The organism is Pseudoalteromonas sp. SWYJZ19, assembly GCF_015864375.1.
GTDB classification, from domain to species: Bacteria; Pseudomonadota; Gammaproteobacteria; order Enterobacterales; family Alteromonadaceae; genus Pseudoalteromonas; species Pseudoalteromonas arctica.
In genome coordinates, this window is record NZ_JADYXI010000002.1 from 193,916 (window position 1) to 206,690 (window position 12,775).

Here is a 12,775-nt window from a genome sequence, read left to right on the forward strand (position 1 = left end):
TAGGGCCTCTTAATGGATCAATTTGTAATTCAAGGTGGTACTTCACTTGCTGGTGAAGTGACTATTTCTGGCGCTAAAAATGCCGCACTTCCTATTTTGTTTGCTTCATTATTAGCTGATGGAAAAAGTACATTTACTAATGTACCGCGCCTTCGCGATATAGTGACCACTGAAGCCTTATTAAAAACTCTAGGCGCTGATGTTAATTGGCACGGCGATACGCTAGTGATTGACGGCGCAACGGTTAATAAGACATTAGCGCCATACGACTTAGTTAAGCAAATGCGTGCCTCTGTACTTGCATTAGGCCCTTTAGTTGCTCGTTTTGGTGAAGCTCAAGTGTCTTTACCTGGTGGGTGTGCTATTGGTGCTCGCCCTGTTGATATTCATATTCAGGGTTTGGAGCGCATGGGCGCGGTAATTAACGTTGAAAATGGTTATATTAATGCCAAGGTAAACGGTCGCTTAAAAGGCGCTGAAATCTTTATGGAAATGGTAAGCGTAGGCGCTACCGAAAATCTATTGATGGCAGCTGCCCTCGCTGATGGTAAAACCATACTTGATAACGCTGCACGCGAGCCCGAAATAATTGATTTAGCTAACTGCTTAATTGCTATGGGCGCTAAAATTACGGGTGCAGGCACTAGCCGCATTGAAGTTGAAGGCGTTGAGCGTTTAGCAGGATGCGAGCACAGCATTTTACCAGATAGAATAGAAACAGGTACGTTTTTAGTCGCTGCAGCAATGGCAGGCGGTGAAGTACTTTGCAAAAACACTGACTTTCATTCTCTTGAGCCTGTGATTGAAAAGCTACGTGCAACAAATGCACACTTAGAAGTACATAACGACAGTATTTATCTTGATATGCGCGGCCGAGAACTGAGAGCCGTAAATATTAAAACAGCTCCACACCCAGGTTTCCCTACGGATATGCAAGCTCAGTTTACAGCATTAAATGTAGTAGCGAATGGTAGTGCGACTATTACAGAAACGATTTTTGAAAACCGTTTTATGCATGTACCTGAGTTGCAGCGTATGGGCGCTAATATTCGTTTAGAAGGGCATACCGCAATTTGTGGTGAGACTGAGAGCCTAACGGGCGCGCAAGTGATGGCAACCGACCTACGCGCTTCAGCTAGCTTAATCTTAACGGGTATAGTGGCACAGGGTGAAACGGTTGTTGACCGTATTTATCACGTTGATAGAGGCTATCAGCGCATTGAAGATAAGCTAAGTGCATTAGGCGCAAATATTAAACGTCGAAGTAGTTAAGTAGATATTTAACTAGCTAAGCTATTTTAAAAAGGTCGGATACGCAAATTGCTATCCGACCTTTTTATTGACGATTTATGAAAGTTGGTATTATTTTTTATTAAAGCTTTGTTTCAAGCTCAGCTACCACCACCATGATTTTTTCTATTTTACCATTCCGGTAAAGCTCAAATTCTATTTCTTTACCTGGTTCTGTATTACCTATTTCTTCCAACACTTTTTGTGGATTTGCTACCGAAAGCCCTGCAATTTTAATAACAATATCTTGCTCTTCAATGCCCGCTTGCCATGCTGGTCCCAAAGGGTCTAAATTAGTAATACGCATGCCAGTAACTGGGGTTAGGCTGTCGTTTACTTCCTTGCCGGTACTATCTACTGCTGTGCCCTCAAAGCCTAAATAGCCACGCACAACGCGACCATGACGAATGAGCTTACCCATTACTTTTTTAGCAAGTGAGTAAGGAACCGCAAAGAATATTCCTTGAATATTCAAGTTCTCACGCGTTTTAAACTGCGCAGAAGTAATGCCGACTAAATCACCATTGGAGTTAACTAATGCGCCGCCAGAGTTGCCCACATTAATAGCCGCATCCATTTGCAATAAGTTATTGTACGGACTGTCTGTAATTTTTTGCTTACCCGTTGCGCTAATAATGCCTTGCGTGATTGTTTGGCCTAAATTAAGCGGGTTACCTATGGCAAGTACAACATCGCCTACACTGGATACATAGCTATCATTTACAGGAATTACCGGAAGGTGATCTGCATTTATTTTAAGTAAGGCTAAATCAGTAATAGTATCAAAACCAATTAGCTGTACATCAAAAAAGCGTCTGCCATCGGTTAGAATAACCATAATTTGATCTGCATTATTAACAACATGGTAGTTGGTAAGAATGTAACCGTCTTGCGACATGATGACGCCAGAGCCTAGCTCTTGTACCGTGTTTTTTCTTTTATAACGAGGTTCTTTGGAAATACTTTCTGAAAAAATAGTAACCACAGAAGGAGCAGCTCGTTTAACTGCATCAGAAAAACTCAGGTGACTCGAACTCATTGCGCTTGGTAGGGGAACATTTGGAAGTAAAGCCGCTCGCATATTAGGGCTGAAAAAAACCACTAAAAAAGCAATACTTAGGCCTGCAAATAAAGGGGGAAGAATAAATTTTATTAGTTTCAGCACGATTTTCTTATTATGTAAGTGAGCAATCTCTTTATGATGACATAAAAAAAATAACAGCGGCAAGTGCCACTGTTATTTTTATTACATTAATAGTGCTATTTATTACTGAATTAAAATAAATATAGACTCACGACCACGTTGCACGCCAAGTACTATATTACCTTTTGTACTGTCGATGATTTTATTCATGTCGCGAATTGTTTCTACTCGTTGACGATTCACTTGCATAATAATATCGCCTTCTTCAAGGCCAACACGGGCAGACGGTGAGCGAGGATCTACAGAAGTAACCTCAACACCTTTATTACTGTTTTTTTGTACATTTTCAAGTGTCGCGCCTTGGAATGCAGGATGCAGCTCTTCACCGGTCGCTGTAACACCTGATGCACCATCAAGAGTTACTTTCACTGTTTTAATTTTACCATCGCGGTAAATGCCTAGTTTTATCTCACGGCCTTCACCTAGCGTAGCAATTTTACTACGTAGTTCATGAAAGCCACTAATGTCGCCACCGTTTATGCTAACAATAACGTCACCAGCTTCAATTCCAGCCTTACTTGCGGCAGTGTCGTCCATTACTTGCATTACATAAGCACCTTGTTTGACATCAAGTTGCTGTGCTTTTGCAAGTCCAGCATCAAGTGGACGACCAGAAATGCCTAACGAGCCTCGACGCACTTCACCATGTTCAATAATTTGATCGACTAGATTTTTCATCATATTAGATGGAATCGCAAAACCAATGCCCACGTTGCCGCCAGAAGCACCTAAAATAGCGGTATTAATACCAATCAACTCACCATTGAGGTTAACTAAGGCACCGCCAGAATTACCTTGGTTAATAGCTGCGTCGGTTTGAATGAAATCTTCGTAGCCCTCAATGTTTAAACCACTTCGACCAAGGGCGCTAACAATACCTGATGTAACTGTGTGGCTAAGACCAAATGGGTTACCAATAGCGACAGCAAAGTCACCCACCCGTAAATTATCTGAGTTAGCGAGTTTGATTTCGGTTAAGTCATCAGCGTCTATTTGTAAAAGAGCGATGTCTGATTCTGTGTCAGTACCAATTTTAGTAGCTTCAAATTCACGGCCATCTTCGAGAGTAACTACCATTTTTTCGGCGTCCTGGATTACGTGGTTATTAGTCACTACATAGCCCTCATCAGCATCAATAATGACCCCAGAACCTAATCCACTAAATTGGCGTTTTTGACTGCGAGGCTGTTGCTGTCCAAAAAAATATTCGAGTGGATCTGCACGGCGGCGTACTTCTTTAGAGCCTGAAACTTGGATACTTACAACACCAGGAGATATTTTCTCTAGCATGGGGGCAAGAGTGGGTAGTTGTTGACCATTTACTGCAATTGGCATTTTTGCATAAGACGCTACAGGGCTCATTAATAAGCTTGTAGATAGAATAGCTGCGCTGATAAGTGATAATTTCATTTTCATAGTCAGGGGTAACTCCACTTAAGATAAAGCAAAAACAAAAAGGGCTACTTTAAAAGCAGCCCTTTTTGGTTTATTAAGATAAAACAACAAAGCTGTTATATCTAAAGACTATGGGGTCTAAAAAAAGTTCATCAAGATACTTTAGAATGTTCTGAAACTTTATTTTGACCAGCAAATAAACCAGATTCACCCGATACATAATCAGCTGGTTGTGCTGCGGCTGAAGAACGATCTGAACGACGCTCTTTTAAAGACGCTTGTAGTTGTTCTGTTGTTTCTTTAGAAAAATAAGGTTCTGCTGGTGCTTTATTTCTATCTTCTAGAAGAAGTTGGTTTGTTTCTTCAACGTGACTAAGCAGTTGATCATAGTTTTCTTTCATTTTATTTACGAGCTTGCCAGTATTCGCTAAATGATCAGCTACATCTTGACGATACTGCTCTAACGCATTTTCAGCTTGCTCTGCCTGCTCTTTTAATTCATCTTGTTTGAATTGTTTTTTAGTAACAAATGCGCCAATAAAAAATGCTACAACAGCAGCAATAACAATTAAACCTACCCACATAACTGTGCCCATAAAAACTACCCCTTTGGGAAAATAACTAACGAATGCCGATTCAATTATAAATCATACTAAGTGTAATATACCCCGAGTTATGATGCGTGTTAATATGCTTTGCAAATTAAACTGTGTTTTAACTGTAAATAGATATGACTCCTTGGCAAACATACCAACAAGACTTAAAGCGAGATGACTTTGTACACGACGCAGCACAAGAAAATGCTGTGCGCCATTTACAACGTCTATACGATGACCTGACTCAGGCAAAGCCAAAACAAAAAGGTTTTTTTGCTAAGTTATTTAGTAAAGATGAACCTGCGCCTATAAAAGGTTTGTACTTTTGGGGTGGAGTAGGGCGTGGTAAAACTTATTTAGTTGACACTTTTTACGAATCACTACCGGGCACACGTAAAATGCGCGTGCACTTTCATCGATTCATGCACCGAGTGCATAATGAGCTTAAAAAACTAAACAATACGGCTAATCCATTAGAAAAAATAGCCGACACTTTCAAAGCTGAAACAGACATAATTTGTTTTGATGAGTTTTTTGTTCAAGACATTACCGATGCTATGTTGCTAGGTGGCTTAATGGAAGCGCTATTTGCACGGGGTATAGTACTTGTTGCTACATCTAATATAGTGCCTGATGAGCTTTACAGAAATGGCTTGCAGCGTGCCCGCTTTGTCCCTGCTATAGAACTGGTTAAGCTCAATACAGAAATAGTTAATGTAGACTCAGGTATTGATTATCGGTTGCGTACCTTAGAGCAAGCCGAAATTTTTCATAGTCCGTTAGATAAAGAAGCGGATAAAAACTTATTTGAATACTTCGATAAGCTATCGTCAGAGCCTGGACAATTAGATGAGCCGATAGAGATAGAAGGTCGTTTAATCAAAACGCGAAAAGTAGCTAAATGCGTGGTGATGTTTGAGTTTAGTGAATTATGCGAAACAGCGCGTAGTCAGGTTGATTACATGGAGATTAGCCGCTTATATAATACGGTGATTATTTCTAACGTAAAACAGCTCGGGCAAACTAATGATGATGCCGCTAGACGCTTTATTGCTTTAGTGGATGAATTTTACGAGCGCCATGTAACTTTAATTATATCGGCTGAAAAACCTATTACCGAACTTTATACCCAAGGTAATTTAAACTTTGAATTTAAGCGCTGTATAAGCCGTTTGCAAGAAATGCAGTCTCTAGAGTATTTAGCTAGAGAGCATTTGGTTTAAATTAGTAGGTAAAAGTGTAATAGGTTAGCCATTAAAAATAAGAGGTGCATATATAGTACTTCTTATTTCTAAAATTTCTTGTGGAAAAAACAACCGGCGAGTAGCAATGTGTTTTAAGTGCTGGTATACTCCCGCGTCTGCCACGTTGCGTTCTATGCCCTCATATAGTCTAGCCACTTGTGAGCGGCGCAAAAGTCTAAAACTCGAAGGGGTTATAGCAAACTTAGAGCAGTAGTTAATATTAACTACTTGTGGTTTTAATTGAAAAACATTGGATTTTTATAAATGAAAACGTTTGTTGCTAAACCAGAAACAGTAAAACGTGACTGGTACGTAGTTGACGCTGAAGGTAAAACTTTAGGTCGCATCGCTACTGAAATCGCTCATCGCCTACGCGGTAAGCATAAAGTTGAATATACACCGCACGTAGATACTGGTGATTATATCATCGTTATCAACGCTGAAAAAGTTACTGTAACTGGTAACAAATTCAAAAACAAAGTGTACTATTCACACTCTGGTTTTCCAGGTGGTCTTAAGTCTACTACTTTTGATAAACTTCAAGCTGCAAAGCCTGAAATGATCATCGAGAAGGCTGTTAAGGGCATGTTGCCACGTGGTCCTTTAGGCCGCGCTATGTACCGTAAACTTAAAGTTTACACAGGTACTGAGCACAACCATGCTGCACAACAGCCTCAGGTTCTAGACATTTAAGGAGCACCATCATGGCAAATCAATACTACGGTACAGGTCGTCGTAAAAGTTCAAGTGCTCGCGTATTCTTACGCCCAGGCACTGGTAACATCGTAATCAACAAACGCTCTCTAGAAGAGTATTTTGGTCGCGAAACAGCACGCATGGTTGTTCATCAAGCTCTTGAGCTAGTTGATATGACTGAAAAATTTGACCTTTACATCACCGTTTCTGGTGGTGGTACAACTGGTCAAGCTGGTGCTATCCGTCATGGTATCACTCGTGCACTTATGGAGTTTGACGAATCATTACGTTCACAACTTCGTAAAGCAGGTTTTGTTACACGTGATGCACGTAAAGTTGAACGTAAGAAAGTGGGTCTTAAGAAAGCGCGTAAGCGTCCACAGTTCTCAAAACGTTAATCTATACGTTATCAAGAATTCAAAAACCCAGCTTATGCTGGGTTTTTTGTTTTCAAATCAAAATGTTTACATTTGCAACTTAATATAAAGTTATTTATATCGACGGTGATACTGGGTGATTGCAGCAATTAATGATGATCAAATTGATTAATAACTGCGTATTAATCAAACGAAAGTTAAAAAACACTCAGATAGCTGCAAAAAAGTTAAATAATTATCGTAATTAGTTTAAATCCATCAGTTAATTGGTGGAATTTTTTGCTACAATTGGCATTGAAGTAAAATGAGTGAGTTTAACCGCACTATGTACAGTTTTTACTGTTTCCTCTTAGTGGTGTTGATCTTGGTCAGTATATTGTTTTTACAGAAGCGTTATTATAGTCGTTCGGCTTTATTCTCGAGCTTACTTAATCAAGTTTTGATCAAGTTAGTTTTATTCGAGCATAGGGCTTTGAATAACCTTGTTTTAATCAAGGGTTTTAATTATGATCGCTTCTATTTTAAAAATTCGAATAATTAACCTGCTGTAACTGATGTTCTCAATATAGCAAGTGTTGAGAATCATAGTGGAGATAAGTGGATGAGCAATGCGCCTGTAGACAATGGCCGACGTCGCTTTTTAACCATAGCTACCTCTGTTGTAGGTGGTGTTGGTGCGGCTGGGGCTGCTGTTCCTTTTATTGCGTCTTGGAATCCAAGTGAGCGAGCTAAATCTGCGGGTGCGCCTGTAGAAGTAGATATCAGCAAACTTGAACCGGGACAATTAATACGTGTCGAGTGGCGTGGTAAACCTGTATGGGTTGTATCACGGACCCCAAAAATGCTTGAGCAAATGAAAGAACATGAAGGTCAACTTCGTGATCCGCATTCGCAAGAGCCACAACAATTAGAATCATCAACAAATGATTACCGTTCATTACGTCCAGAAATCTTTCTGGCTGTAGGTATTTGTACGCATTTAGGGTGTTCACCTGGCTTTTTCCAAGGTAACTTTAGTGAGAAAGTTGAAGGAACCGATGATGGCTTCTATTGCCCATGTCATGGTTCTAAATTTGATATGGCTGGCCGTGTATTTCAATCGGTACCTGCTCCATTAAACTTAGAGATACCACCTTATACTTTTCTTGATGAGACCACTATTTTAGTGGGCGAAGAAAAAGGGGCAGCCTAATGTTTGGTAAGATTATTGGTTGGATAGACGACCGTATCCCAATGACACGTGTTTGGAACATGCATATTGCACAGTATCCAGCACCTAAAAACTTCAACTTCTGGTACTTTTTTGGCTCATTAGCCATGTTGGTACTAGTAAACCAAATCCTAACAGGTATTTGGTTAACGATGAACTTTGTTCCGTCTTCTGAAGGTGCATTCGCTTCAGTAGAATACATCATGCGTGATGTAGAATATGGCTGGTTATTACGTTACTTGCACTCAACCGGTGCATCAGCGTTTTTCATCGTTGTATATATGCATATGTTCCGTGGCATGATCTACGGTTCTTATCAAAAACCACGTGAGTTACTGTGGTTATTTGGTATGTTTATTTTCTTAGCGCTAATGGCTGAAGCATTCATGGGGTATTTATTACCATGGGGGCAAATGTCGTTCTGGGGTGCACAGGTAATCATCTCCTTATTCGGGGCTATTCCGGTTATTGGTGATGACTTAACACTTTGGATCCGTGGTGACTATGTAATATCAGGTGCAACGCTTAACCGCTTCTTTGCATTACATGTAATTGCACTACCACTGGTTATTGTAATCTTAGTTTTCTTACACATTGTTGCTCTACACGAAGTGGGTTCAAATAACCCTGAAGGTATTGAGATTAAACGTAAGAAAGGCTCAGTAGCTGAAGAAGATAAGCCTAAATTTAAATTTCATGAGTATTACACTGACAAGAAAGATATTGTTGATGCGATACCGTTCCACCCTTACTACACAGTTAAAGATATTGTGGGTGTGGTTGGTTTCTTAATATTGTTCTGTTGGGTTGTGTTCTTTATGCCAGCGATGAATGGCTTCTTTTTAGAAGGTCCAAACTTCGAGGCAGCTAACCCACTTAAAACACCTGAGCATATTTTCCCGGTTTGGTACTTTACGCCATTCTATGCAATCTTACGTGCAATCCCTGATAAGTTAATCGGTGTTGCGGCGATGGGTGCATCGATTGTGGTACTTGCGTTACTACCTTGGGTAGACCGTGGTAGAGTTAAATCGGTTCGTTACCGTTGTGGTTTCCATAAATGGAACATTGCAGGTTTTGTTGTAACTTTCGTTCTTCTAGGTTGGGTGGGTGCAACTCCACAAACTGATATGAAAACGATTATTTCTCAAATCTGTACTGTGACTTACTTTATGTTCTTCGTACTGTTGTTTGTATACAGTAAGAACGAAAAAACTAAGCCATTGCCAGAGAGGTTAACGAAATGATGAAGAAGCTTATTATTGGTTTATTTGCTTTATCAGTAAACTTGTTGCCGAACATGGTTATGGCAGCGGGTCCATCGGTTCCTTTAATGGAAGCGAACAACGACCTTACTGATCAACCATCTTTACAACGCGGTGCAAAGTTGTTCATGAACTACTGTCTTGGTTGTCACCAAATGCAGTATCAACGTTATGAACGTACTTTTCGTGATATCGGTATCCCAACAGAGGTTGGTTTAGAGCAGTTGATTTTTGACGGCTCTAAAGTAGGTAGTCATATTACTAACGCGATTACAAAAGACGATGCAGCAAAATGGTTTGGTGCGGCTCCGCCGGATTTAACTCTAATTGCTCGTGTAAAATCACCAGATTATATTTACACGTACTTAAAATCGTTTTATAAAGATGAATCTCGTCCGTTTGGGGTTAACAACATTGTTTTCCCATCGGTAGGTATGCCTCACGTTCTTCAAGAACTACAAGGTTTACCAACACCTATCACTAAAGAAGTACAAGAGCATGGTCATACTGTGACTAAAGTTATTGCTACTGAAACAGATGGTACGGGCGAATTAAGCATAGATGAATACGACCAAGCGGCTCGTGATTTAACAAACTTCCTTGAGTACGTGGGTGAACCTTCACGTCTTGAATCGGAAGCGCTAGGTATTAAGGTAATAGGATTTTTAATTATCCTGTTTATCTTGGCATTTATGCTTAAGAAAGAATACTGGAGAGATGTTCATTAGGTTGAACATTTTTAAAGGTAATTTTGCAATAGGGGCTTAAGCCCCTTTTGCTGTTTTAGTTATTTAATGGAGGTATAGGCATGGCCGTAGCTGCCAATAAGCGCCCTGTAATGACCCTTTTTTCTGGTGCTAACTGTATGTATAGCCACCAAGTACGTATTGTACTTGCGGAAAAAGGTGTAAGTGTAGATATTCATTTGGCTGAAAAAGATAACTTGCCAGAAGCACTTCACGAAATTAACCCTTACGGTACAGTGCCAACACTGATTGACCGTGAGCTTGGTTTATACCAGGCAAACATCATCATGGAATACCTTGATGAACGTTTTCCTCATCCTCCACTAATGCCTGTTTACCCGGTAATGCGTGGTCGTAGCCGCTTAATGATGCATCGTATTGATACTGATTGGTACAGCCTAGCTGACAAAATCAGTAACAACACGTCAGACGCTGCTCAAGCTCGTAAAGAGCTAACAGAAGCATTGCTTGCTGTAGCACCTATTTTTAGCGAAGCACCTTACTTTATGAGTGAAGAGTTTAGCTTAGTAGACTGTTATTTAGCTCCACTATTATGGCGTTTACCAGAGTTTGGTATTGAGCTTAATGGTGCAGGTTCTAAAGAGCTTAAAGAGTACATGATCCGTTTATTTGAACGTGAGTCATTCCAAGCCTCTTTAACTGAAGCTGAGCGTGAGATCCGTTTATAATGACGCCTAATCGTCCTTATTTATTACGTGCTTTTTTTGATTGGATAGTCGATAACGAGTGTACACCGCATTTAGTGGTAGACGCTGGATTTGCAAATGTACAAGTGCCAACACAATTTGTTCAAGACGGACAAATTGTTTTAAACATAAGTCCATCAGCGGTCACACAGTTTTCGTTAGACTTAACCCAACTTAGCTTCAGTGCGCGCTTTGGTGGTCAGCCAATGCAAGTGTATGTACCTCTAGGTGCTGTGCTTGCAATATACGCGCGTGAAAATGGCGAAGGAACAGTCTTTACCGCAGATGAGTTTTTAGAGGACGAAGACGATTTTGTGCCAGAGCTTGAAAGTGTTGATTCATCAGCTGAGTATATTGATGAAACACCACCAGAAAAGCCTGAGAAGAAAAAAGGCTCTCATTTACGTGTTATTAAATAATAAGTAAATGCCAAAAAAAACCGCTGAATAAGCGGTTTTTTTATGTCTGTATTTTGTGTTTACAAGTATTCAAATACTTTAATTACACGCTCTACGCCAGAAACATTGCGGGCAATATTTACAGCTTGAGTTGACTCAGAGTCAGATACTAAGCCCATTAAAAAAACTTCAGCATTTTCTGTCACTACTTTAATGTTATTACTGCTAATGTCTTTTGCTGTTAGTAGCTGGGCTTTTACTTTAGAAGTTAGCCAAGAGTCGTGAGTTTGTGTAGTAATGCCAGTATTTGAGCCAATACGAATTTGGTTATGTATTTTACGAATACCTGAAACGCCCTCAATGGTGCGCTGCGCTTCATTTCTCATTTCTTCGTTAGATACTTGGCCAACAAGTAAAACAATACCGTTAACGCTTACAGCGCTTATATTGGCAAACTTTTCAAGACGTTCTACTTCGCTAAGTGCAATACTGGCTTTTATTTCAATATTGTTATCGTCAATTTGAGAGCCAATAGTACGGCGGTCGTTCGCTGCAGTTACTGCACTGGCTGTACCTGCAACAACAGCGGCTGCGCAGCCTTGCAGTAATACAACAGTACCTAAAACAATAAGAGAGTGTTTAAACATAATTTTCATCCTGAGGGAAAAGCGTTAAATCAACAAGTTCGCTTAAACAATGTAAGTTAACTAAATGGGATTCGATAATGCGGCTAGGGCGTTTAGATGGCGATCTAATTTCAACATCGTTAGGTCCAAGTAGGCCTACCAACTCGCCACCATCATCACCAACCATAACTATGACCTTCATATCTTTAGTTAGTGCAGCTTCAACGGCAGAAATAACATGTTTTTCGTTGCCGTTTATAGCCAATACAAGCAATAAATCACCTTGTTGGGCAAAAGCGCGGACTTGGCGAGCAAATGTATCGTGATCGTCTACTTGAGTACTTTGCCCAAGATTAACGTTTTCTTGCGATAGAGCAATTGCAGGTAAGCAGGGACGTTCGGTTTCATAATGATTAACCAACACACCCGCCATATGCTGAGCGAGCATGTGGCAATTTGCAGTACCGCAGCAAATGAGTTTATTTCCGTTGATCAGACTTTGTGCAATAGTAAATGCAGCTGACTCAAGCGCACTAGGTAGCACTTCACCAGCAGCGATTTGAACTTGAATGCTTTCTGTAAAAATTTCTTTAATTGTGTCTTGCATAGCCTACCAATAATTTATCTTTGTATTTGCGTTTAAAATACATTTTTAAGCCAATTAATATTAGGAGATGCTTCTCCTGTAATGGCTACATAATCAATTCTTAGAGCTTGGTTAGTTAAATTTTTAGCTGCTAAGTAATGATAAATACTACGTTTTAATCGAGCTTGTTTTTGTGGACTAAGCGCATAGTTGGCACCGCCACGAGCATTATTTTTGCGAAACTTAACCTCAACGAATACAAGGGTATCGCCTTCTTTCATAATGACATCAAGCTCACCAAAGGGGCAGTAATAATTACGTTCTATGGGTGTTAGCCCTTGAGTAACTAAGTATTTTTGCGCTTCAAGCTCATAATACTGGCCTTTTTCGCGACTATTGTGCCACAGCTCTTTAAACCACGACATGCCGCCCCCT

At 40.1% G+C, this 12,775-nt stretch carries 15 protein-coding genes; 9 read left to right on the forward strand and 6 right to left on the reverse strand.

Features of this window, described 5'->3' with window-relative positions; translation table 11 throughout:
* Positions 1–12: 12 nt before the first annotated feature.
* A complete protein-coding gene (gene murA, locus I6F45_RS02780) occupies positions 13–1,272 on the forward strand; it encodes a UDP-N-acetylglucosamine 1-carboxyvinyltransferase (RefSeq protein ID WP_165727693.1) in 1,260 nt (419 codons plus the stop codon).
* Positions 1,273–1,372: 100 nt separating this feature from the next.
* On the opposite strand, the gene I6F45_RS02785 is transcribed toward murA, so the two are convergent.
* The 3 genes from I6F45_RS02785 to I6F45_RS02795 form a co-directional block, all read right to left on the reverse strand.
* Positions 1,373–2,455, reverse strand: coding sequence for a trypsin-like peptidase domain-containing protein (locus I6F45_RS02785; protein ID WP_007580320.1), 1,083 nt, complete (start codon positions 2,453–2,455; stop codon positions 1,373–1,375).
* Positions 2,456–2,557: 102 nt separating this feature from the next.
* Positions 2,558–3,910, reverse strand: coding sequence for a Do family serine endopeptidase (locus I6F45_RS02790; protein ID WP_010554276.1), 1,353 nt, complete (start codon positions 3,908–3,910; stop codon positions 2,558–2,560).
* Between the two features lie 131 nt (positions 3,911–4,041).
* Positions 4,042–4,485: a YhcB family protein gene (locus I6F45_RS02795; protein WP_007580324.1), complete on the reverse strand. Its 444-nt coding sequence runs from the start codon at positions 4,483–4,485 to the stop codon at positions 4,042–4,044.
* Between the two features lie 134 nt (positions 4,486–4,619).
* On the opposite strand from I6F45_RS02795, the gene zapE reads away from it, so the two are divergent.
* The 8 genes from zapE to I6F45_RS02835 all read left to right on the forward strand — a co-directional run bounded on the left by zapE (position 4,620) and on the right by I6F45_RS02835 (position 11,149).
* Positions 4,620–5,708, forward strand: a complete 1,089-nt coding sequence (gene zapE, locus I6F45_RS02800) for a cell division protein ZapE (RefSeq protein ID WP_010554277.1) — start codon at positions 4,620–4,622, stop codon at positions 5,706–5,708.
* A 285-nt stretch (positions 5,709–5,993) separates the two neighbouring features.
* Positions 5,994–6,422 (forward strand): 50S ribosomal protein L13, encoded by a 429-nt coding sequence (rplM, locus tag I6F45_RS02805; protein WP_007378318.1) that lies wholly within the window; start codon positions 5,994–5,996, stop codon positions 6,420–6,422.
* 8 nt (positions 6,423–6,430) lie between these two features.
* Complete coding sequence (gene rpsI, locus I6F45_RS02810) at positions 6,431–6,823, forward strand: 30S ribosomal protein S9 (RefSeq protein WP_024590200.1); 393 nt, start codon at positions 6,431–6,433, stop codon at positions 6,821–6,823.
* A gap of 580 nt (positions 6,824–7,403) precedes the next feature.
* Positions 7,404–7,994, forward strand: a complete 591-nt coding sequence (gene petA, locus I6F45_RS02815; protein WP_007580333.1) for a ubiquinol-cytochrome c reductase iron-sulfur subunit — start codon at positions 7,404–7,406, stop codon at positions 7,992–7,994.
* Complete coding sequence (locus I6F45_RS02820; protein ID WP_007580335.1) at positions 7,994–9,259, forward strand: cytochrome b; 1,266 nt, start codon at positions 7,994–7,996, stop codon at positions 9,257–9,259. Before petA ends, I6F45_RS02820 begins: the two co-directional genes overlap by 1 nt.
* Positions 9,256–10,005, forward strand: a complete 750-nt coding sequence (locus I6F45_RS02825; protein WP_007580337.1) for a cytochrome c1 — start codon at positions 9,256–9,258, stop codon at positions 10,003–10,005. The genes I6F45_RS02820 and I6F45_RS02825 overlap by 4 nt, the downstream gene beginning before the upstream one ends.
* An 80-nt stretch (positions 10,006–10,085) precedes the next feature.
* Positions 10,086–10,712 (forward strand): stringent starvation protein SspA, encoded by a 627-nt coding sequence (gene sspA / locus I6F45_RS02830; protein ID WP_002957965.1) that lies wholly within the window; start codon positions 10,086–10,088, stop codon positions 10,710–10,712.
* Entirely contained in the window at positions 10,712–11,149 is a 438-nt protein-coding gene (locus I6F45_RS02835) for a ClpXP protease specificity-enhancing factor (protein WP_024593995.1), read from the forward strand. The genes sspA and I6F45_RS02835 overlap by 1 nt, the downstream gene beginning before the upstream one ends.
* A 59-nt stretch (positions 11,150–11,208) precedes the next feature.
* On the opposite strand, the gene dolP is transcribed toward I6F45_RS02835, so the two are convergent.
* Genes dolP through I6F45_RS02850 form a run of 3 tightly spaced genes read right to left on the reverse strand, consistent with a single transcriptional unit; the run spans position 11,209 to position 12,765 of the window.
* On the reverse strand, positions 11,209–11,775 hold the full coding sequence (dolP, locus tag I6F45_RS02840; RefSeq protein WP_165727690.1) for a division/outer membrane stress-associated lipid-binding lipoprotein: 567 nt from the start codon (positions 11,773–11,775) through the stop codon (positions 11,209–11,211).
* Positions 11,768–12,361 (reverse strand): SIS domain-containing protein, encoded by a 594-nt coding sequence (locus tag I6F45_RS02845; protein ID WP_002957968.1) that lies wholly within the window; start codon positions 12,359–12,361, stop codon positions 11,768–11,770. Before I6F45_RS02845 ends, dolP begins: the two co-directional genes overlap by 8 nt.
* Positions 12,362–12,393: 32 nt before the next feature.
* Positions 12,394–12,765 (reverse strand): YraN family protein, encoded by a 372-nt coding sequence (locus I6F45_RS02850; protein WP_010554278.1) that lies wholly within the window; start codon positions 12,763–12,765, stop codon positions 12,394–12,396.
* Between the last annotated feature and the right edge of the window lie 10 nt (positions 12,766–12,775).

Coding starts and splice junctions, on each gene's coding strand:
- murA (WP_165727693.1), top strand. CDS start 13: ATGGATCAATTTGTAATTCAAGGTGGTACTTCACTTGCTGGTGAAGTG.
- I6F45_RS02790 (WP_010554276.1), bottom strand. CDS start 3,910: ATGAAAATGAAATTATCACTTATCAGCGCAGCTATTCTATCTACAAGC.
- I6F45_RS02795 (WP_007580324.1), bottom strand. CDS start 4,485: ATGGGCACAGTTATGTGGGTAGGTTTAATTGTTATTGCTGCTGTTGTA.
- zapE (WP_010554277.1), top strand. CDS start 4,620: ATGACTCCTTGGCAAACATACCAACAAGACTTAAAGCGAGATGACTTT.
- rplM (WP_007378318.1), top strand. CDS start 5,994: ATGAAAACGTTTGTTGCTAAACCAGAAACAGTAAAACGTGACTGGTAC.
- petA (WP_007580333.1), top strand. CDS start 7,404: ATGAGCAATGCGCCTGTAGACAATGGCCGACGTCGCTTTTTAACCATA.
- I6F45_RS02820 (WP_007580335.1), top strand. CDS start 7,994: ATGTTTGGTAAGATTATTGGTTGGATAGACGACCGTATCCCAATGACA.
- I6F45_RS02825 (WP_007580337.1), top strand. CDS start 9,256: ATGATGAAGAAGCTTATTATTGGTTTATTTGCTTTATCAGTAAACTTG.
- sspA (WP_002957965.1), top strand. CDS start 10,086: ATGGCCGTAGCTGCCAATAAGCGCCCTGTAATGACCCTTTTTTCTGGT.
- I6F45_RS02835 (WP_024593995.1), top strand. CDS start 10,712: ATGACGCCTAATCGTCCTTATTTATTACGTGCTTTTTTTGATTGGATA.
- dolP (WP_165727690.1), bottom strand. CDS start 11,775: ATGTTTAAACACTCTCTTATTGTTTTAGGTACTGTTGTATTACTGCAA.
- I6F45_RS02845 (WP_002957968.1), bottom strand. CDS start 12,361: ATGCAAGACACAATTAAAGAAATTTTTACAGAAAGCATTCAAGTTCAA.
- I6F45_RS02850 (WP_010554278.1), bottom strand. CDS start 12,765: ATGTCGTGGTTTAAAGAGCTGTGGCACAATAGTCGCGAAAAAGGCCAG.